The 20,823-nt window shown below is 62.2% G+C and carries 17 protein-coding genes and 1 riboswitch; of the genes, 5 read left to right on the forward strand and 12 right to left on the reverse strand.

The window, feature by feature from the left end:
• Nucleotides 1–74 precede the first annotated feature (74 nt).
• Nucleotides 75–2,777 (forward strand): aconitate hydratase AcnA, encoded by a 2,703-nt coding sequence (gene acnA / locus KF821_05695; protein ID MBX3005304.1) that lies wholly within the window; start codon nucleotides 75–77, stop codon nucleotides 2,775–2,777.
• A 382-nt stretch (nucleotides 2,778–3,159) separates the two neighbouring features.
• On the opposite strand, the gene KF821_05700 is transcribed toward acnA, so the two are convergent.
• Complete coding sequence (locus KF821_05700) at nucleotides 3,160–4,653, reverse strand: hypothetical protein (GenBank protein ID MBX3005305.1); 1,494 nt, start codon at nucleotides 4,651–4,653, stop codon at nucleotides 3,160–3,162.
• A gap of 163 nt (nucleotides 4,654–4,816) precedes the next feature.
• Between KF821_05700 and surE the strand changes: the two genes are divergently transcribed.
• The 3 genes from surE to KF821_05715 all read left to right on the forward strand — a co-directional run bounded on the left by surE (nucleotide 4,817) and on the right by KF821_05715 (nucleotide 6,756).
• Nucleotides 4,817–5,581 carry a 5'/3'-nucleotidase SurE gene (gene surE, locus KF821_05705; GenBank protein ID MBX3005306.1) on the forward strand — a complete coding sequence of 255 codons (765 nt, stop codon included), beginning with the start codon at nucleotides 4,817–4,819 and terminating at the stop codon, nucleotides 5,579–5,581.
• A 118-nt stretch (nucleotides 5,582–5,699) separates the two neighbouring features.
• Complete coding sequence (locus tag KF821_05710; GenBank protein ID MBX3005307.1) at nucleotides 5,700–6,278, forward strand: DUF4126 domain-containing protein; 579 nt, start codon at nucleotides 5,700–5,702, stop codon at nucleotides 6,276–6,278.
• A gap of 19 nt (nucleotides 6,279–6,297) precedes the next feature.
• Nucleotides 6,298–6,756, forward strand: coding sequence for a hypothetical protein (locus KF821_05715; protein MBX3005308.1), 459 nt, complete (start codon nucleotides 6,298–6,300; stop codon nucleotides 6,754–6,756).
• 46 nt (nucleotides 6,757–6,802) lie between these two features.
• Here KF821_05715 and KF821_05720 read toward each other — a convergent pair whose 3' ends face one another.
• The 11 genes from KF821_05720 to KF821_05770 all read right to left on the reverse strand — a co-directional run bounded on the left by KF821_05720 (nucleotide 6,803) and on the right by KF821_05770 (nucleotide 18,542).
• Nucleotides 6,803–7,258, reverse strand: coding sequence for a DUF402 domain-containing protein (locus KF821_05720; protein ID MBX3005309.1), 456 nt, complete (start codon nucleotides 7,256–7,258; stop codon nucleotides 6,803–6,805).
• A complete protein-coding gene (locus KF821_05725) occupies nucleotides 7,251–8,273 on the reverse strand; it encodes an ABC transporter ATP-binding protein (GenBank protein ID MBX3005310.1) in 1,023 nt (340 codons plus the stop codon). Before KF821_05725 ends, KF821_05720 begins: the two co-directional genes overlap by 8 nt.
• A complete protein-coding gene (locus tag KF821_05730) occupies nucleotides 8,273–9,949 on the reverse strand; it encodes an iron ABC transporter permease (GenBank protein MBX3005311.1) in 1,677 nt (558 codons plus the stop codon). Before KF821_05730 ends, KF821_05725 begins: the two co-directional genes overlap by 1 nt.
• A 19-nt stretch (nucleotides 9,950–9,968) precedes the next feature.
• Nucleotides 9,969–11,015: a thiamine ABC transporter substrate-binding protein gene (locus KF821_05735; GenBank protein ID MBX3005312.1), complete on the reverse strand. Its 1,047-nt coding sequence runs from the start codon at nucleotides 11,013–11,015 to the stop codon at nucleotides 9,969–9,971.
• Between the two features lie 4 nt (nucleotides 11,016–11,019).
• Nucleotides 11,020–11,655, reverse strand: a complete 636-nt coding sequence (locus tag KF821_05740) for a thiamine diphosphokinase (protein MBX3005313.1) — start codon at nucleotides 11,653–11,655, stop codon at nucleotides 11,020–11,022.
• Nucleotides 11,656–11,689: 34 nt separating this feature from the next.
• A riboswitch (TPP riboswitch) is annotated at nucleotides 11,690–11,811 on the reverse strand.
• Nucleotides 11,812–11,836: 25 nt separating this feature from the next.
• The gene (locus KF821_05745; GenBank protein MBX3005314.1) at nucleotides 11,837–12,523 is read right to left on the reverse strand and encodes an endonuclease III; all 687 of its coding nucleotides are present in this window, start codon (nucleotides 12,521–12,523) and stop codon (nucleotides 11,837–11,839) included.
• On the reverse strand, nucleotides 12,520–13,566 hold the full coding sequence (locus tag KF821_05750) for an asparaginase (protein MBX3005315.1): 1,047 nt from the start codon (nucleotides 13,564–13,566) through the stop codon (nucleotides 12,520–12,522). The genes KF821_05745 and KF821_05750 overlap by 4 nt, the downstream gene beginning before the upstream one ends.
• 2 nt (nucleotides 13,567–13,568) lie before the next feature.
• A complete protein-coding gene (locus KF821_05755) occupies nucleotides 13,569–14,414 on the reverse strand; it encodes a hypothetical protein (protein MBX3005316.1) in 846 nt (281 codons plus the stop codon).
• Nucleotides 14,411–16,534 (reverse strand): GAF domain-containing protein, encoded by a 2,124-nt coding sequence (locus KF821_05760; GenBank protein ID MBX3005317.1) that lies wholly within the window; start codon nucleotides 16,532–16,534, stop codon nucleotides 14,411–14,413. Before KF821_05760 ends, KF821_05755 begins: the two co-directional genes overlap by 4 nt.
• 82 nt (nucleotides 16,535–16,616) lie before the next feature.
• A complete protein-coding gene (locus KF821_05765; GenBank protein ID MBX3005318.1) occupies nucleotides 16,617–17,630 on the reverse strand; it encodes a hypothetical protein in 1,014 nt (337 codons plus the stop codon).
• A 36-nt stretch (nucleotides 17,631–17,666) separates the two neighbouring features.
• Nucleotides 17,667–18,542 carry a hypothetical protein gene (locus tag KF821_05770; GenBank protein MBX3005319.1) on the reverse strand — a complete coding sequence of 292 codons (876 nt, stop codon included), beginning with the start codon at nucleotides 18,540–18,542 and terminating at the stop codon, nucleotides 17,667–17,669.
• Nucleotides 18,543–18,642: 100 nt separating this feature from the next.
• Between KF821_05770 and KF821_05775 the strand changes: the two genes are divergently transcribed.
• Complete coding sequence (locus tag KF821_05775; GenBank protein ID MBX3005320.1) at nucleotides 18,643–20,823, forward strand: UvrD-helicase domain-containing protein; 2,181 nt, start codon at nucleotides 18,643–18,645, stop codon at nucleotides 20,821–20,823.

Here is a 20,823-nt window from a genome sequence, read left to right on the forward strand (position 1 = left end):
ACTTTCTAAATAATTAAAGACGCCTTGAAAAGGTATGCGGAGGCGGGCGGTATAATCAAGCCGCGGAGTACTACATGACAACTGATTTCTTCAATACACGCAGCACCCTCTCTGTTGGCCCCAAAACCTATACGTTCTATAGCCTGAAGAAGCTGGAAGCAGCCGGCTTGACCCAGCTGGACAAGCTACCCTTCTCCATGCGCATCATGCTGGAAGCCGCATTGCGTGGCTGCAACAATGTCGACATCCTTGAACAGGATGTGCGCAACCTGGCCGCCTGGCAACCGCGCACCGAAAAGCGCGGCGCGATGCCCTTCAAGCCGGCGCGGGTGCTATTGCAAGACTTCACCGGGGTGCCCACCATCGTAGACCTGGCCGCCATGCGTGACGCGGTGGCCGCGCTCGGCGGTGACCCCAAGAAGATCAATCCTCAAGTGCCGGTCGATCTGGTGATCGACCACTCAGTGCAGGTCGATTTCTTTGCCAGCGCGGATGCGCTGCAGCGCAACGCCGAGATCGAGTTCATGCGCAACCGTGAACGCTACGAATTTCTGCACTGGGGCCAGCAAGCCTTCGATAATTTCCGCGTGGTGCCGCCGGCCACTGGCATCGTCCACCAGGTCAACCTTGAATTCCTGGCCCAGGTGGTGATGACCCGCCAGGTGGGCGAGGACGTGCTCGCCTTCCCCGACACGCTGGTCGGCACGGACTCGCACTCCACGATGATCAACGGCCTCGGCGTTGTAGGTTGGGGCGTGGGTGGCATCGAGGCCGAGGCCGCTATGCTTGGCCGCGCCATCGACATGCTCACGCCGGATGTGCTCGGCTTCAAACTGCACGGCAAGCTGCGCGAAGGCGTGACCCCCACTGACCTGACGCTGACGATTACCCAGATGCTGCGCAAAAAGGGTGCGGTAGATAAGTTCATTGAGTTCTACGGTGCAGGTTTGGATTCGCTCAGCCTGGCCGACCGCGCCATGATCGCTAACATGACCCCAGAAAACGGCGGCACGATCACCTTCTTCCCGGTGGACGCGGAAACGCTGCGTTACCTGCGCGCCAGCGCCCGCACCGAGGAGCAGATCGCCCTGGTGGAAGCGTATTGCAAGGAACAGAATCTGTTCCGCGACGCCACTACGCCCGAGCCGCAATTTACCGATACGCTGGAGCTTGACCTCGACTCCGTGGAGCCCAGCCTGGCTGGCCCCAAGCGCCCGCAAGACCGCGTGAGCCTGGAGAATATGCGTGCCGAGTTCCACAAGGCACTGCAAGCCCCCAAGACCGAGCGTGGCTTTGCCCTGCCAGCTGAGCGCATGAGCGACACGGTGACCTTTGGCAGCAATGGCTCGCGCACCGAGATGGGCCACGGCGCCCTGGTGATCGCCGCGATCACCTCGTGCACCAACACCAGCAATCCTTCGGTGATGCTGGGCGCCGGCCTGCTGGCCAAGAAAGCCGTTGAACGCGGTCTCAAAGTCAAGCCCTACGTAAAGACCAGCCTGGCCCCTGGCTCGCGCGTCGTCACCGAATACCTCGAGAAGGCCCAGCTGATGGAACCGCTGGCCGAGCTCGGCTTCAATCTGGTGGGCTACGGCTGCACCACCTGCATCGGCAACAGCGGCCCGCTGGCCGGCGAGGTGGTCAAGGCCATCACCAGCGGCGATCTGGTCACCGCGGCGGTGCTCTCGGGCAACCGCAACTTCGAAGGCCGCATCCACCCCTATGCGCTGGCCAACTACCTGGCCTCGCCGCCACTGGTGGTCGCCTATGCGTTGGCGGGCACGGTGGATATTGACCTTTCCACCGAGCCGATTGGCATCGGCAAGGACAACGAGCCGGTGTACCTCAAGGACATCTGGCCCACCCAGCAAGAAGTGCGCGAAGCGGTGGAAAACAACGTCACGCCGGAGATGTTCGCCGAGCGCTACTCCAACGTCTTCACTGGCAACGACACCTGGAACGCCATCCAGGCCGGCAGCAGCGAGCTGTTCGACTGGAAGGCTGACTCCACCTACATCCACAAGCCGCCCTTCTTCGACGGGCTGACCATGCAACTGACCCCCAGCGAGGATGTGCTGGGAGCCCGCGTGCTGGTGAGCCTGGGTGACTCGGTGACGACGGATCACATCTCGCCGGCCGGCTCGATCCCCGCCGATAGCCCGGCCGGAAAGTACCTGCTCGATAACGGCGTCACTGTGCCCAACTTCAACTCCTATGGCTCGCGCCGCGGCAATGACCTGGTGCTGACGCGTGGCACCTTTGCCAACATTCGCCTCAAGAACCTGATGCTGGATGGCGTAGAGGGTGGCTACACCCTGCACTTGCCCGACGGCGAGCAGATGAGCATTTACGATGCCGCGCAGCAATACAAGGCGGATGGCACGCCACTGATCGTGCTGGCGGGCAAGGAATACGGCTCCGGCTCCAGCCGTGACTGGGCCGCCAAGGGCCCGCTGCTGCTGGGCGTCAAGGCCGTGATCGCCGAATCCTTCGAGCGCATCCACCGCAGCAACCTGGTGGGCATGGGCGTGCTGCCCTTGCAGTTCCTGCCCGGTGAGAGCCGCGAGAGCCTGGGCCTCACCGGCCGCGAGAGCTTCAGCCTCACCGGCATCGCCGCTATGGCTGGCCCGGCAGCGGAGATTCAGGTGATGGCGCTGGGAGAGGATGGCAAGGAAACCGCCTTCAGCGTGAAGAGCCGCCTCGACACCCCGCTCGACCTCGAAGTCTACAAGCAAGGCGGCATCCTGCAGACCGTGCTGCGCGAGTTAGCGAAGTAGCAACACCAAACAACAAAAGCAAAAAGCCCCGCCAAATGGCGGGGCTTTTTTGTTAGCCGTGCATCCTGACCGCAGCGCGGGACGCTGCGCATGTGTGAAACCAGCTAGGCACAGAATACATGCCAGCAAGGATCCTCACGCTGGTCACGGTTCGGCGGTCTGGTGTGGCATCTAAAACCCGCTCAGGATGACACGTCAAGGTTTTGGTCATTGCGAGGACATGAAGCGGTGCAGCACGTGTCCCGGCTGTCATTCCGAACCCGAGCGTAGCGAGTGGTGAGGAATCCTTTAGGGCATTACAAGATTTAGCTGATCTTTTGCCTTAAGTCAAAAAAAAAGAGCCCGCCAAAATGGCGGGCTCTTTGATTCACTCACTGCGTGCCTACATCGGCACTTGTTCTTCCTTCAGGTGCATACGGCCATCCGGGCCGGGCTCGTAGCTCATCTTGCCCTGCGGAACGTGCGGGTCGATCTCCAGGTCACCGCTGTCCATCGCATCCCAGAAGAGTTGGAAGGGCACCTTGCCGTCTTCCCACTTCTCGATCATTACCAGGCCGTGGCCAGGCAACACCGTGAAGGCGATCTTACGCGGGTCACTGGGGTTGAGCAAAATCTCCGAGCGGCTGAAAGCGCCCTTGATGCCCTTGGCCTGTGCTTCGGTAGCGCAGGACACCAGGTAGTGATAGTACGGCGGGTCGAGCGGAACGTATTCCACCAGATCCGGGTTGAAGGCCTTCACGCCGCGGTGGCCGTGCAGCTTGGAACGCGCCACCGGCACTTCCGCCTTGACCTCGCCGCTCTGGATCTCGATCCACGGCAGCGGGCCATCCAAATCCATCATTTCCACGGCTTCGGAGGACGGTTTGTCGTTGCGCTTGCCATCCACATGGCGCACCTGAGCGCCGGCGCCATCCGGGCGCACGCCCACGATCAGCGCCAGGTCATCATCGGTGATGTTGCCTTTATCCACCGGGCGCGCGCTGCCGGTGATGGTGGCTACCAGCCCCTTTACCTTGGGGTCCCAGGTACCAAAGCAGCCTTCGCTGTATTGGCTGGCAATCGAGTCATTGACCGCCGGAACGGCCACCAGGTCTTCGATGCGCACCATCTCGGTAAAGAAGTTGCGCTTGCCCAGCTCACTACCCGCGCGGCGCATCGCCTCGGGGGTGCTCATCGCCTGCCAATCCTCGGCGGTTACCTTGGGCTCCAGCACCTGGTGGTTGGTGATCTCATGCGTGCTCTCCGTGGTCACCATGCGCAGGGCAATATCGGTGTAGAAGGCATCCGCGCTGGAATTTACTGAGGCAGGGAAAGCGCCCACCAGGTCAAAGTGGTAGACGCGCTCGGGGTGCTCGTCGCCCACGGTGAGCAGCACGCGAATGCTCTTGGCCTGCGCCTGCAGCAAACGCAGCAGCGACATGATCGGGCCGCCACGCATGCCCTGCTCCATCAGCACCCGCGGCGACTCGGGCGAGAGCCCTTCAAACTCAAAATCCTTCGGGTCCAGCGGCTGTTTCGCCAGTGCCGCGGTGAAGTGATCGATCTTTTCTTTGAATTCCTGCTCCGTCATGTGGATCATGGTGTAGATGACGGGGGATTCTTTCAAGCCAAACTGGCGGCGCGCCATGAACATGAAAGCCTTGCGCCAGGGGATCGGCTCGCCATATTTGGCGGTGGTGAGAATGACGTCCGTATTGTCCGTGGGGGCGTCCACTACGTTGTGGCCGAGTTGCTTGAACTTATCCAGCAGGCCATCGGCCACTTCTTCGATTGCCGAAGAGACGGGGGCCTCACCCGGCACAAACGTCACTTCGATCTGGCGCAACCACGCATGGACAGGGTTGGCCACTTTCAGGGCTTCTTGGGGTATTTCCATCGTTTAAACCTCTACAATGAGAGAATTACGCCACCATACGGCGTTTTTGTGCCTGGTTCGCACAGGCGCCACAGGCAGCACGGCACCGCAAAGCGGTGCGTGTGCGATAATGCTACCGCAGGGGTAATTATCACACACTATAAAGGTTAACACGGTATGTCTTATGAAGATACTCGTAACCAACGATGATGGCATCACCCACCCGGGGCTACTGGCCCTGGTGCAGGCGGTTAAACCGCTGGGAGACGTGACCGTCTTGGCGCCCGACCGCAACTGGAGCGCCTCGGGGCACGTAAAAACGCTGCACCGCCCGCTGCGTGTACGCCCCACCGAGCTACCCGATGGCACCCCCGCCCACATGAGCGATGGCGCCCCTTCCGATTGCATCGCCCTGGCGCTGCTGGGCTACTTTGACCACGCGTTCGATCTGGTGGTTTCGGGCATCAACCCCTACGCCAACATCGGCGATGATGTCACCTACTCCGGCACGGTGACCGCAGCGATGGAAGCCGCCATCGGCGGGCTGCCCGGCATCGCCTTCTCGCTCGATTCACCGATCGGCCTCAACGGCCAGCGCGATTTCAGCGCGGCCAGCGCGATCTGCCGCCGCGTGGCCACCCGGGTGGCGGCGGCCGGCTTGCCGCGCCAAACCCTGCTAAACGTCAATATCCCTTACCTGCCGCTGGAAGAGATCAAGGGTGTGCAAGTTACCCGGCTGGGGATGCGCGTCTACCGCGACGAGCTGGTGCGCCGCATCGATCCGCAGCACAACCCATATTACTGGATCGGCGGTGAGGCGCCCACTGGCCAGCCGGATGAAGGTACTGAGGTTGCCGCGCTGCAAGCCGGCTACGTCTCGGTGACACCTCTGCACATGGACATGACCTCATTCAACCTGATCCCCGAATTGGCGGGCTGGAGCTGGTAACTATTGCCCGCGTCGCTACGTTATTGATAAATGATTAACGCATTCGCAAAACCTTTGAATGCTAAAATCGTAGTTAATTGCACATCAAGTGCACTTTTAAGGAGAGAACGATAGAAAAATGGACGTACTGAGCGGTATCTTTTCTGCCTTTGGCCTTTCGGCGAGCGCGGGATTGAACGCCTACATCCCGTTATTGGTTGTCTCCCTGTTGGGGCGTTACACCTCGGTGATCCAACTCAACGCTCCCTGGGATACGCTGACCAATGGCTGGATCATTGGGCTTTTGGTAGCCCTCTCGGCAATCGAATTCTTTGCCGATAAGACCCCGTTGGTGAATCACCTCAATGACGCCATCCAAACCTTCATCCGCCCGGCGGCCGGCGCGATCGCTTTCGCCGCCAGCACGCAGGTGATCGATGGCATCAACCCGGTGATGGCGCTGGCGGCAGGTTTGCTGGTCGCCGGCACGGTGCATGTAGCCAAAGCCGGCGTGATGCGCCCGGCCGTCACCGGCGTGAGCGGCGGCACGGCCAACGTGGCCGTTGGCCTGGTGGAGGATGTGGCGGCGATCTCAATGTCGCTGGTGGCGGTACTCATCCCGGTAATCATTGGTATAGTGTTTATCCCTGTGTTGGCGCTGGTGATCTGGCTGGTGATACGCCGTGCCAGCCGCAACACGGCAACACAAACTAATTAGCTAAGTAAGGAAAGACATCATGACACTTCGAGGTTCATCCGGCAGCAACCGTGGCAAGTCCACGCGTTCCAGCTCCAGCCGCCCGGCGGGCGGCGGCAGCCGCAGTGGTAGTAGCCGCAGCAGCGGCAGTGGTTCTCGCAGCACCGGGCTGCCCAGCCGTGGCTCGGGCGCCGCGGGCGCGTCCCCGCGCCGTAGCGGCACTGGCCTGCCCGGCCGCGGCTCCGCCGGCGCAGCGCCGCGCCGCAGTGGTACCGGTCTGCCCAGCAGTGGTTCCGCCGGCGCCAGCCGCCGCGGCCTCTCTGGCGGCCAGGCGGGCGTGCAGCCCACCTACGGCAACAGCGGTGGGGGCGGCGGTGGCCGCATCACCTGGTTGGTGATCCTGGGCATCGTCATTTTGCTGCTGTGCTGCATCTTTACCTTCCTGGCCGCCTGGACCTTTGGCGACGGGATCATGGATATGCTGCGCAACTTCATGTAAGCGTGCATCGTATAAATAAAAAGCGCCGGCGTAGCCGGCGCTTTTTTTATCTGGCAAACTTTTCTCGAAAATAGGCTTGTACTTGCGCCAAGCCTTGCTGCGCCAACTGGCGCTCCTGCGCCGAACATTCCAAAGCAGCGAATTCGTCTTCGTCCAGCACCACCTGGCGCCCGTCCGGGTACACCAGTAGATCGAGGGCAAAATCACGAAAGCTGACCTGGTGGGCGGCGATGATTGCCGGGGCGCTAACATTGCAATACCACCCCTTGAGCCGGTCGTCATCTTTATCGCGGATCTCAAACACATTGAACCAACGATCATCGTAATAGGTCTCAATGAAGCGATCGCCCTGCTGCAATGCGATCTCTTCCATCATGCCGCTCTTGGCATTGAAGCGTGCTTCCACCAGGGCCTCAGGCGAGCGGTAGTGCAGTAACTGCCCGGCCCAACTGTACATCAGCTCGCCGGCAGGGTTCTGCTTGTATACGGTAATTTCAGTCATCAGCAAGGATTTGCACCGCCTCCGCGGGCTCGAAATGGATCGTTACCGGGGCGCCGAGTGGCGGCAACGCCATCGCCGACGACAATTCTAGTTCAATCGGCACGCCACGCACATCCACGCGGGCCAGCCACTGGCTGCCACGGAATTGCTTGTACGCCATGTGGCCGGCCAGGCTGGCCGGCCCGCCGCTGCCCAGCGAGAGCCGGTCAGGGCGCAGCAGCAGGGTGGCCGGGCCATCCGGCGCGGCCACTGGCAATAGGCCAAGCGGCGTGTGCGCCTGCTGGTTGGCGATTTCGGCGTGAAATACATTGTGCATGCCCAGAAAACGCGCCACAAACGCTGAGGCGGGCTGGCGATAGAGCTCCTGCGGCGGGCCGACCTGCACCAGGCGCCCGGCGTTCAAGATGGCGATGCGGTCAGCGATCGCATAGGCTTCTTCCTGGTCATGCGTCACGTAGAGGCTGGTCTGGCCGTGTTGGCGCAATACCGCGGTCAGCTCCGTCAGCAATTGGGTACGCAAGGCGCGATCCAGCGAGCCGAGCGGCTCATCCAGCATCAGCAGGCGCGGGCGTGGCGCCAGGGCGCGCGCCAGCGCCACGCGCTGCTGCTCCCCGCCCGAGAGGCTGGCTACCTCGCGTGGCTCAAAGCCCGCCAGGCCGAGCGATTGCAATACCTGGCTCACGCGCGCAGCCATCTGCGCATCAGGCTGCCGCGCCATTTGCAAACCGAAGGCTACATTGCCAAACACATTGCGATGCGGGAAGAGCGCGAAGTCCTGGAACATCAGCCCAAAGTTGCGCAGATGGGCCGGCGTATGGGTCAGCTCTGCGCCGTCCCACAACACCTGGCCGCCATCGGGTGCTTCCAAGCCAGCTACGATCGAGAGTAGGGTGGATTTGCCGCTGCCACTAGGACCCAGCAAGGCCAGTACCTCGCCAGTAGCCACCTGCAGGTCGATTTGATTCAGGATGGTGCGGCCAGCATACGATTTGGTGATCTTGCGTAGCTCCAACACTAGAACTCTCCTACCTCAGCAATGCGCACACGCTCGATCAGCAGCATGCCCGCGCCAGTGAACAGCATCAGCAAGGTGCTCAAGGCCATCGCCTGGCCATAGGTGACTGCGCCCGGCTGCGCCAGCAGGCGGTAGATCAGCACCGGCATGGTGGGGTATTCCGGCCGGGCGATCAACGCCGAAGCGCCGAATTCGCCCACCGAGATGGCAAAGGCAAACAAGGCCGCCGCCACCAAGGCCCGCCCGACCAGTGGCACATCGATACGGCGCACCACCTCAGCCGGGCTGGCGCCCAGCAGCGCGGCTGCCTGGCGCAGCCGCGGGCGGATGCTGCGCAGCGCGGGCACCAGGCTGCGCACCACAAAAGGCAGTGCCACCAGGGTATGCGCCAGGGGCACCAACAACGGAGAGGCACGCAGATCCAGCGGCGGCGTATCCAAGGCCACAATGAAACCCAACCCCAAGGTAAGCGCCGAGGTGCCCAAGGGCAGCATGAGCAGCGCATCAAGCCAGCGCATCAGGCGCGCTGGCCCCCTGGCCTGCTCGGGCTTGGCCAGCAGCCAGGAGGCGGGCAGGCCAACCAGCAGCGCCAGCACCACCGTGCTGCCCGCGTATACCAGTGAGGTTTGGATGGCACGCAAGGGCGAGGCGAAGAACAGATTGTTGCGTGGGTCTTCGCCCAGGGCACGGTAGTAATCCAGCGTGATGCCCGCCTGCGCCGCCTGGCGACGGTCCGTGTCCAGGCGGGTCAGCGAGCGCGCCGCCAGCCCACCCAATGGCGCCACAAAGAACAGGCCCAGCAGGGCGAGAAAGGCCGCACTGAGCCAGCGCTGCGGTTGTGCGCTCAGCGGGCGCAGGCGTGCAGCGCGCGACTCCAGCGGGCGCGAGAGGCGCGCCGCCAGCCGCGTGTACACGCTGGTGAGCGCCAGCGTGCACAACAGTTGGAGCAACGCCAACAAGGCGGCCGCCGGCAGGTTGAACAAAGCCACCGTTTGGTAATAGATCTCGGTCTCCAGGGTGGCAAAGCGCGGCCCGCCCAATACCAGGATCACGCCGAACGAAGTGAAGTTAAAGATAAACACCAGCAGGGCGGCCGCCGCCAGCGCCGGCGCCAGCATCGGCAAGCTGACTTTGGTGAAGAGCTGCCAGGGGCTGGCGCCCAGGCTGCGCGCGGCCTGCTCACTGCGCGGGCTGAGCCGCGCCCAGAAATCGCCCACCATGCGCAGCACAATGGTGGTGTTATAAAACACATGCGCCATCAGAATGGCGCCAAAACTGTTGATGAACTCCAGCGGCGCCACACCCAGCGCCTGCAGGCCTTGATTGACCCAGCCATGCGGCCCCAACAACGCGTTGAACGCCGCAGCCACCACCAGGGTGGGCAACACGAACGGGATGCTGCTGACGGCGCGTAGCCAGCGCTTACCAGGGAAGGTGTAGTGCGCCAGCAGGTAGGCTGCGGGCAGCCCCAAAGCCAGCGTGAGTGCGGTAGACAAGCTGGCCTGCCATAGCGTGAAGCCCAGCACACGATGAATAGCACCGTCACCAAGCAATTGCAGCAAGGCCGGCCGCCACCCCTCCGCCAGGCTGAGCGCCAAAACACTTCCCAGCGGGTAGAAGTAAAACAACGCCAGAAAGGCCAATGGCAGCAGGGCCAGCCAGGTTAACTTACGCATCGCTCAGCTTGCTTGCGCGCTAGCGCAACACCGTTTGCGTCCAGGCGTTGATCCATTCTTCACGGTGTGCGGCAATATCCGCCGGGCTCACCGGCGCGGTTTCATCCGGCACCTCGAGATAATCCACAAACTCGGCCTGCAACTGCGCATTGGGGTTGACCGGGAAGACGAACATCTGCAGGGGCATATCCTCCTGGAACGGAGTGGAGAGCATAAAGTCCACCCACGCCTCGGCCAACTCCCGATTGGCTGTGTTGCGCAAAATGCCCACGAATTCGATCTGGCGGAAGCAGGCGCCATCCGCCACTACCGCTGCGGTGGGCGGCTCGTCCAGCGGAGTTTCGGCGAAGACCAGCTCCACCGGCGGGCTGGAGGCGTACGAGACGATGACCGGCCGCGTGCCGCCCCATTGGCTAAACTCGGCGTAGTAGGCCGTCTCCCAATCGTTGACCACTTTGACGCCATTGGCCACCAAGCCCTGCCAATACTCCAGGTACCCTTGCGGGCCAAAGTGGCCGATGGTGGCGAGCAAGAAGGCCAGGCCCGGTGACGAAGTGGCCGGGTTTTCCACCGCCAGCAGGTCTTTGTATTCCGGCCGCAGCAAATCTTCCAGGTTGGCCGGCGGAGCGATGCCGGCTTCCGCAAAATAGGCTTTCTCGTAATTCAGGCACACATCGCCAAAATCCACCGGCAGTGCCCGCTGCTGCGGGTCGAGCTCGAACGCGTCAGGTATCTCGGCCAGCAAGGGCGAAGCGTAGGGTTCAAAGATGTTGCCATCCAGGGCGCGGCTGAGGAAGGTGTTGTCGACACCGTAGAACACATCCGCCAGCGGCTGTTCGCCAGCCAGGATGGCCGCATTGGTGGCCGAACCGGCATCACCCATTTTGAGGAAGGTGACCGTGGCGTTGTGCTCGGCCTCAAAGGCCGCCACCACCTCAGCGGATACCGCAAACGAATCGTGCACCATCACGGTGAGGGTGCGCGGCCCGCTGGGCTGCGCCGGGCGGCAGGCAGCCAAAGCCAGCATCAGCACCAGGGCCAGAGTATGTTGTTTTTTCATTTCCATTCTCCTAATCAAAATTGGCGGGGCTTACGACACACAAAAGCAGCCCGCCCTGCAAAGTCACTTGAGCTTCAGCCGCCGCCACCACATTGCTTACGCCGCGGCTGCTGCCAAAGGGGATGGTTTCGTCGTCCAGGGGGTACTCCAGCCCGCGCGTGCGCACGCCGTGCGCATCGCCGGCCAGCGGGATCAGCGAAATGCGGCTGCCGAGCGGGGCTGCCAAGCTGGCCTGCGAACGAATGGGGAAGAGCTGTTGCTCACCATGCAAGAAGGTGATCGGCAGCTGCGCAAAGCGCGCATCGGCGGCCAGCAGCAGGTTGGCCAGGCTATGATCCCAGCGGCGTCCCAGGCCGCCGATCACGCTGACCGTGCTGGCTCCGGCCGACTGGGCGTGCAACAGGGCCAGCTCAAAATCGGTCTCGTCTTTGCGAACCGGAAAGGGCAGCAGCTCGCTGCCATGGGCGCGCAGCTCCTGCTGCAACGGCGCCGGCAACGAATCCAGATCACCGATGACCACATGCGGGTAGAGGCCGAGGGTGCGGCAATGGCGCGAGCCGCCATCCGCCGCAATGTATAGCTCCGCGGCGGGCAGGCCGCGGGCAGGCAGCGCTAGTTCTCCATTGGCAAACACGAGTGCGTGCAAAACAAAAACCTCCTGCAAAGTGCCGGAGGTTGGTCGTTCAGCAAGTGCGCATTCCTCCGCCGGCATGATCCGGATCAGGTAGTACGGGTCGCAGACTGCGGTCTGCCTCTCAGCTCCGGCGGTGTAAAACACCGCAAAGCTCCCCGAGCGATTTCAGTTGTAGGTTTAGTATATCGCGGCGCTAGCGCTTTGGCTTTCCATTTTTGTAATTCGCCGCGTAGTAATCGCACAGATCCTTCACTGGGCAGGCCGGGCAATTGGGCTTGCGCGCCTGGCAGATCTCGCGCCCCAGGCGGATGATGTTGAGGTGGGCGGCGTAGTGCGTCTCCGGCGGGAACAGCGCCTCCAGCACCGGGTGCGCATCCTCCACGCTGATCTTGGCCGGACGCAAGCCCAGCCGCCCCGAAACGCGATAAATATGCGTATCCACCGGAAAGGCGGGCTTTTCCAGCGAGAATTGCAAGACGATCGCGGCGGTTTTGGGCCCCACGCCATTGAACTGCATCAGCCACTGGCGTGCTTCTTCCAAAGGATAGTCTTTAAGAAAATCCAATGTAAGCTCGCCGCGTGCCGCAGTGATCGCCTGCAGCACGGCTTTGATCCGCGGCCCCTTTTGATTGGCCAGCCCGGCGGGCCGGATGGCTTCGATGATCGCTTCTACCGGTGCATCGCGCACCGCTTCCCAGGTGGGGAAGGTGCTGGTGAGGGCGAAGAAGGCTACATCGCGATTCACATCGTTGGTATTTTGCGACAGGATGGTGGAGACCAGCTCATGCAGGGCGGGCAGCGGGGTGCGCCACTCCGGCTCGCCGAAGAATTCAAGCAATCGCTGGTGCATCGCCAGGGCGCGCCGGGCCAGCGCCTTCACGCCAGCTCCAGGGTAAAGCACGGCGCGGCCTGCCCCACCACCTGCCCGCTCCAGTTGGTGACCGGGCGTAGCGGCCCATAGTCAGCCAGCGCCGCCATGCGGCCCGCATCGAGCGCGCCCAATTGGCGCAGCACCTCCAGAGCCACCGCATGGCTGGCCCATTGGCGCGCGTCGCCATCGGCGATCTTGATCGCAATCCCCAGCGCGGGCGACTGCGGCCCAAGGAAGCCCGCCGGCAGCCCAAAGGCCTGAAAGCCCTCGGCGCCCAGTTTGGAGATCAAGCCGGGCAGGTGCTGCATGCAGGCGGTGTCAAAGCGCCGCGGGCCAGCCACCATATCCGGGTGGGCGCGCATCGCATCGGCGATCTGGCCGGCCGCCTGCGCCTGAGCCTCCGGCAAGCCCGCCGGATCGGCCAGGCGCGCATAGGCCCAGGCAGTGTGCGCCAGCGGGGCGGCCCAGTTGGGCGCCGAGCAGCCATCCACACCAATCGCCAACTGCTCCACACGCATTCCCGCTAGTTCCGCAAACAACGCCACGATCTCCTGCTGCAGCGGGTGCTGCGGATCAATGTAATCATCCAGGCGCCAGCCACGCAGTTTGGCGTAGGCCAGCATGCCGCAGTGTTTGCCGGAGCAATTATGGTGAGCTACATTGGGGGCTTCGCCGCGCGCACGTAATTCTTCTGCACTGGCCGCGTGATACGGCGGGTGCGTGCCACACAGCAATTGCTGTGCCTGCAAGCCAAATTTTTGCAACAAGCCTTCGAATACGGCCACATGCGCCGGCGTGCCAGAGTGCGAAGCGCACAGCAAGGCCAATTCCTGCGGAGTGAGCTGGTAGTGCGCCACTCCACCGGCGACCACAAAGGGCAGCGCCTGAAAGGGCTTGGCGGCCGAGCGCAAAAACGCCGCCTGCTGCGGATCGCCCAGCCAGGCGCGCAGCGCGCCGTGAACATCCACAACGGCCACGGCACCATAGTGCAGCGATTCAAGGTGTTCGCCGCGGTGCAGGGCGAAGATCGGCTGGTATCCGGGCGGCATCATGGCTAGCTGCGGCGAGCGCCAGCCTGGCGTTCTACGTATTCCTGCATGCCAAAACGCAAACGCTGCACATACTGGGTGCGCAGGCGTGCGCTGAGCTTGTAGCGCTCCGCATAGCGCACGGCCAACTTGTCAATTTCGGCCACGCGGTTTTTGCTGCGGCTCAGGCTGCGCAGCTTGACCTGCAGGTCCTTCAACAAGCTGTGCATTTGTTTGATGTCGCGCCCCTCGGCCTTGCCGCCGCGCCCCGCCACTACCGTGAAATTCTTATAGGCACGGCTTTGCAACAATTCCAATTGCTCCAGCCAGGCAGGGATATCGGCCTGGGCCAGAAAAGGCGGCTCACCCAAGGTCAGCGCATCGCCCACGAAAACAACCTCGGCCTGCGGCAATGCCAGCCAACTGGCACCGGGGCCGGGGCCGGCATGTGGTTCAACGAGCGCCAGCAGGCCATCCAAATGAAGTTGCATCGTTGCTGAAAAAGTAAGCCGCGGTAGGGCAAAACGCAGGCCGGTGAGCCCCGGCGTGATCTCCCACTCCGAGCCATGCTCTTGCGCTTGGGTCTTGAATACCGCGGCCCGCCGGCCGACGTGGTGCGCTACTTCGACCTGCGCGAGGGTATCCGCTTCCAGCGCCTGGGCGCCCAGCGTGCGATCTGGGTGGGCATCCAGGCACACCAGGCTGCGTTGGCGGCTGGCGCCAGCCGCCGCCAGGCTATCCAGCCAGGCACGCCCGTCTTCGGGGCGCAAAGGAGCATCGATGAGTAGCGTGTGGTCAGGGGAAAGTACGGCGCCGAGCGTGACGCCTTTGTAACCGTCTTCGTAAAAAATTGCCGGTTTTATCTTCCTCATTGTTTTAATTCGCCCGTACGCGCGATGGGCAATGTGAAGATAAAACGAGAGCCCTTACCCAATTCGCTTTCCACCCAAATTTTGCCGCCGTGGCCTTCAACCGCCAGCTTGCAGTAAGCCAGCCCCAGCCCCAACCCCTTGGTGTTGCCAGTGGCGCCTACTTGCACGCGGGCAAACTTCTCAAAGATGCGCTCCAGGTCTCCCTTGGGGATACCGCGCCCCTGGTCCTGCACCGACATTTCAACAAAATCGCCGTTGCGCTTGGCCGCCACGGTCACCGTTTGGTCTTTGGCGGAATACTTCAGTGCGTTTTCGATCAGATTGATCAGCACGCGCCGGATCATCTCCGCGTCCACCATCGCTTTGGGCAGGCCCTTGACCACCGCCGCCTTCAGTTGGATCTCCTTGGCCTGGGCGCCAGGCGCGGTGGCATCCAGCGCGGCCTGCACAATATCGGCCACCGCGGTGGGCTCGGGGTTGCCGATGCGCTGGCCCGCTTCCATGCGCGAGGTATCCAGTAGCGAGTTGGCCAGGCGCTGCACGCGCTCGGTGGAGCGCATGGCAATATCCAGCACCGAACGGATCGTAGGATCCTGGTCTTCGGGCAACATCATCTGCAGCACATCCAAGCCAGAGACCACGTTGGCCAGCGGAGAGCGCAGGTCATGGTAGATCATCGAGGCCAGGTCTTCACGCAACTGGTCAAGGCGTTTGCGCTCGGTAATATCGCGCAAGATCCACTGCAATTGCTCCTGGCCCTCTACAACGATCGAGTGCACAAACACTTCCACCGCGATCTGCGTATTGCCTTGCCCTTGCAGCACCGATTCGTAAGAGACACTGCGGCCATCTTGCAGTTGCGCCATGTCCGTGCCCAGCGCCTTGTAATCTGCCTGGTGAAAATGGTGCACGTTCATGCTGTGCAGGCTTTCTTCGTCGAAGCCGATCCACAGTTCCGCCTGGCGGTTGGCCTCAGCAATGTTGCCTTGCAGATCGGTGACAAAGATGGCATCGATGCTGTCTTCGAAGAGTTCGCGGTAACGCGTGCGGGCCGATTCCATCTGCGCAAACAATTGCGCATGCTCGATGGCCGTGCCCGCCAGGGTACCGATGCCATCCAGCACCGGCAGGTCAGTGGCATCGAAGTGACCATCGCGCGGGTTGAGCGCCTCGATCACGCCGATCACGCGGCCGCGCGCCAGGATCGGCACGCAGGCCACCGCCTGGGTACGGTACCCGGTAAGCTCATCGACCATAGGGTAGAAACGCGCATCGGCCTGAGCATCAACGACCAGCACGCCTTTGCCCTGCTGCGCCACCCAGCCGGCGATGCCCTGCCCTAACTGGATCTGCAAGCCGATCACCTGCTTGCTGCGCTGGCCCGTGGCCTCGCGGAAGGTGAGCGTCTGGCCGCCGCTATCGATAAGCGCCAGCGAGACGGCCTCCACATCCAGAGCCTGCGTAGTCTGCTCCAGAATGGTTTGCAACACTTGGTCGAGCTGCAAACTGGCGTTGATCACCGAGGCACTCTCAGCAATCGCAGTCATAATGCCAGCATTGCGTTGGCTTTCGGCATACAGGCGCCCATTGAGCACGGCGAAGGCGGCCTGCTCACCGATGATCTTTACCAGGGCGAGGTGCTCTTCACTAAACAGGCCGGGTTGCCCGTGAGTCAGGGTCAACACGCCAACCAGCTTTTCGCGCACCAGCAGGGGCGCCGCCACGACTGACTTGGGGCCAGTTTGCCGGCCCGAGGGCGCGGCTTGCCAGCGCGCATCGACGCTGGTATCAGTAACTAAGGCAGGTTGGCGGTGGTTGCGCACCCAGCCAGCCAGCCCGTTTTGCAAAGTGAATTTAAGTTGTTCGGTGGTTTCTTGGATGACTTTGTCTTCCACCACGATGATGGAATCGAGCGGCGCGCCTTGATCGTCCAACACGATGATGCTGCCGCTGCTGCCGCCCACATTGTGCAGGCACAGCTTGATCACGCGTTCGAGCACCAGGCGCAGATCGAGCGCAGAGGCCAGCTCGCGGCTGACATGGACTAAAAGGTCCAGCGAGGATTGCGGCCGTTCGTCTCGAACGGCGTCGCCCTTAGAGGCGGCGGGGAGTGCGGCCATGGGGTTTCACATAGGGGGTTGGCATCGGAACTGCCAAAGTCAGGCTATTAAGCCAGTATAGCATGCAGCCCCCTTTCCTTGCTCATGCCAGCGTAGGCAATTCCAATAACAACACTTCCAGAGCCAGGCGGGCATTGCTATTGGTCTCCAACTGCGCCAGGGTGCGCTCCACCGCCTGCAGTGCGGCCGCCGCGGGCGCCAGCCCCAGTGCGCCCGCTAGGTGCTGCACCTGGGCTTGGCGATCATAGTTGTGCAAGGGTAGCTGCGCCCCGGCTGCGGCCACCATCACATCACGCCAGAACGATAGCCATACCAGCAGTAGCTGCTTAAGCTCCTGGCGATCTTTGCTGGCCTTTTCGGCGAAGGCAAACCGTTCCACCCGGCCAGCCGGCAACAAGGCCTCGGCCGTTGCCAGCCACTCGCGGCGCTGCTCCAACAGGGCGCCATGCGCCTGCAGCCGCAACGCCAGCCCTGGCACGCCCTGGCTGGTGGCGGCCAGCAACTGCGCTTCGGCAGCCTGCAAGCCCAGCCGGGCTTGCAGGGCCACGGCCAGCGCCTCCAGCGGCAGCGGGCGCAAGCGCACATGCTCGCAGCGCGAGACCACCGTGGCCGGCAGGCTGTCGGCATCGCGCGCCGTCAGGCACAAGATCACCGAAGGGCCGGGCTCTTCCAGCGTTTTGAGCAAGGCATTGGCGGCTTCTTCGCTGGCCTCGTGGAAATCGAGCAGCAAGGCGATCTGGTAGCGAGCTTCCAGCGGAGTACGCGACAGCGAGCGGGTCAGGCTGCGCAGCGCATCGATCTTAATTTCGCGGTCGCCTTCCTGGCGTTCCACCAGCAACAGGTCAGGGTGCTGGGCGCGGCCAAAGCCGCGGCAAGCACGGCACTGCCCGCAAAACTGGCCGGGCGCAGGCGGCTGGGTGCAGTTAAGCGCCTGCGCCAGATGCAGCGCCAGGCTGCGCCGCCCGATGCCGGGTGGCCCGGTGAAGAGGTACGCATGGCGTTGGCGGCCTTCTGCCACTTGGCGGCGCAACAGATCCACAGCCCAAGCATGCCCGATGAGACCCCAGTTGGTTAAAAAATCAATGGGTGCTTCCATTGGAAGCACCCATTCTACTCTTTGGTCAGCAAACGCTTAGCGCCGGGTCTTCTTTTTAGGCGCGCTACTCTTTTTGGTCTTGGCTTTGGCCTTTGTCACCGTCTTCTTGGCAACTTTTGTCTTGGCTTTGGCCTTAGCTACCGTCTTCGTCTTAGCTTTGGCCTTAGTCTTGGCCTTGGCTACTGCCTTTGTCGCAGACTTCTTAACAACTTTCGGCTTGGCTTTAGCTTTAGCTTTAGCTACCGACTTCGGCTTGGCTTTAACCTTGGTAGCTACTTTAGCTTTTGATTTCGGTGCAGCTTTGCTCTTTGTTGCCGCCTTAGTCTTAGGCTTCACCTTGGGCTTGGCCTTTGTGGCCGCTTTGGCCTTCGGCTTAGCAGCAGCTTTCGCCGTGGATTTTGCCGGAGGCGCTTTGGGCGCGCTGGGTGTAGCCGCCGGCGCGGGCGGGCTCACCGCGGCCATCGCCGCCGAGGGCGTCGCCATCGTTTCTGGCTTGGGTTCGGGCGCGGGCTTCACTGCGTCAGACGGCGCATCCCACGGGCGCGCCGGGCTGGGCATGCTGCTGGCCGGCTGCGGCACCGGAAGATTGCTGGCCGGTTCATCGCCAGCATCCATACCTGTGTCATCTGCCTCGGCGGCGGCGGCAAAGCCAACCGCTTCCGCCTGGCGCAGGTAGACTTCGTCGCCAGCCCGCACGGGGGCGCTCACCAAGATGGCCACATCGTCTCCCGGGAACGCCTCGGAGACACTAGTGTGCTCAATTTGCATCGAGCGTACTTCTTCCACTAACTCTGTGCTGAAGCCGGCAATATGGATCTCATCACCCACTTTAAGCGGTGCACTGAGGCTCAACACTGCCGCACTGGGACCGCCGAAGAAATGAGTGACAACGCCAATCTTCTTCTCGTTCATCTCCATTGCTCTTCCTCCACAGCTGCTGGAATGTTTAAATACTATACAGCATGTGCCATGGGCTTACAACGCCAAGAATCGCTACAGGTACAATCACGTTATGCTAGACCTTGCCGTGGGCCTGAATCCACAACAACAACAAGCCCTGCTGGCCAGCGCCGGCCCGGTGCTCGTACTGGCCGGCCCCGGCTCGGGGAAAACTCGGGTACTCACCCATCGCATCGCCTACCTGATCAGCGAGCTGGGGGTCAATCCCTACAACATCCTCGCGGTGACTTTCACAAACAAAGCCGCCAAGGAGATGAATACCCGCGTAGAGAATCTGCTCGGCGGGCGCCCGCGCGGCCTGACCCTGGGCACCTTTCACTCGATCTGCGCGCGCTTGCTACGCCAGGAAGCCGAGCACCTGCCGGTCAATCAGAATTTCGTCATCTACGATAGCGACGACCAGCTCGCCATCGTGCGCCAGGCGCTCAAGGACCTCAACATTGACGAGAAGATGCACCGTGCCGGCGGGGTGCATGCCAGCATCTCCGCCGCCAAGAATGAGCTGGCCCTGCCCGAAGATATGCCCGTCAACAGCTATCGCGACGAGGTGGTGGCGCGCGTCTACCAACGCTACCAGCAGGCGCTGCTAGCCAACAACGCCATGGATTTTGACGACCTGCTGCTATGGACGGCCTACCTGCTGGACACCAACCCCACCGTGCGCCAAAAGTATGCCCAGCGCTACGAGCACATCCTGGTGGATGAATTTCAAGACACCAATCAGGCGCAATACAGCCTGCTAAAGCATTTGGCCTCAGTGCACCGCAATCTCTATGTAGTCGGCGATACTGACCAATCGATCTACCGTTGGCGCGGCGCCGATTACCGCAACGTGATCCGCTTCGAAGAAGATTATCCCGACGCCCAGGTCATTCTGCTGGAGCAAAATTACCGCTCCACCCAGCGCATTCTGGATGCGGCGATGGCGGTGATCGATCGCAACCCGCACCGCACGCGCAAGCAGCTCTTCACCCAGCGCGGCGGCGGGGACAAGGTGATCTACCAGCAAACGCTCAACGAGCAAGAGACTGGCAAATTTATCGTGGAGACGATTGCCAGCCGCGTGGCCGAGGGCGCCCGCCTAGGCGACTTCGCCGTGATGTACCGCACCAACGCCCAATCGCGCCTGATCGAAGAAGCCTTCTTGTACGCCAACCTGCCCTATAAGCTGGTAGGCGCCCAACGCTTCTATGGCCGGCGCGAGGTGAAAGATGTCTTGTGCTATCTGCGCCTGGTGTTCAACCCCAATGACGAAGTCAGCCTTAACCGCGTGATCAACGTGCCCACCCGGCGCATCGGCATCAAGGGCCAGGCGGTTTTGCGCACCCTGGCGCTGCAGCACAAAACCACCCCTGGCGATCTACTGATGCAATTGGGCGCCGCGCCCGAAGACCCGCGCTTCGCCCCGCTGCCTTCCCCCACCGCGCAAGCCATGGCGAAGTTCGGCACCTTGCTGGCCCACTGGCACGCCCTCGCCGAGGCGGGCAGCGAGCCAATGCAACTGATGGATCGCATCCTCCACGATGTGGATTACCACGGCTACCTGATGGCGGATGATGGGCCGGATGACGAAGCCCAGGACCGTTGGGACAACGTGCAAGAGCTGCGCCGCCTGGCCGCCGAATACAGCGGCAAAACCCTGCCAGAGTTTTTGGAGAACATCGCCCTGGTGTCAGATCAGGATACGCTGGATGAAGCCGCCGAGGTGCCCACCCTGCTGACCCTGCACGCGGCCAAGGGTCTCGAGTTCCCCACCGTGTTCATCACCGGCCTGAATGATGGCACCCTGCCGCACCAGCGCGCCCTCGACGACCCCGAAGAAATGCAGGAAGAGCGCCGCCTGTTTTACGTGGGCATTACCCGCGCCAAGGACCAACTGATCCTGCTGCACAACATGTACAAGAGCAGTTACGGCTACGCCGAAGGCACCCTGCCCTCGCGCTTTCTAGATGATCTGCCCGATGAATTGGTGGAAGGCGGCAACCAAACCCGCCGGGAGCACCCTAACCGCCCTGACCGTTGGCAAAATCCCCGCCAGCCCAGCGCGCCGATCTTGCAGCCCAAGTTCACGCCCGGCATGAACGTTCTGCACCCTACCTGGGGCGAGGGCATGGTGTTGAACAGCCGCATCCAGGATGATGATGAGCTGGTGGATATCTTCTTCCAGGGCGTGGGCCTCAAAAAAGTGATGGCGGCCTTCGCCAATTTACAACCACTCCCTAAAGGGAAATAG

This window comes from Anaerolineales bacterium, from assembly GCA_019637755.1.
In the GTDB taxonomy this organism is placed as follows: domain Bacteria; phylum Chloroflexota; class Anaerolineae; order Anaerolineales; family UBA11579; genus JAMCZK01.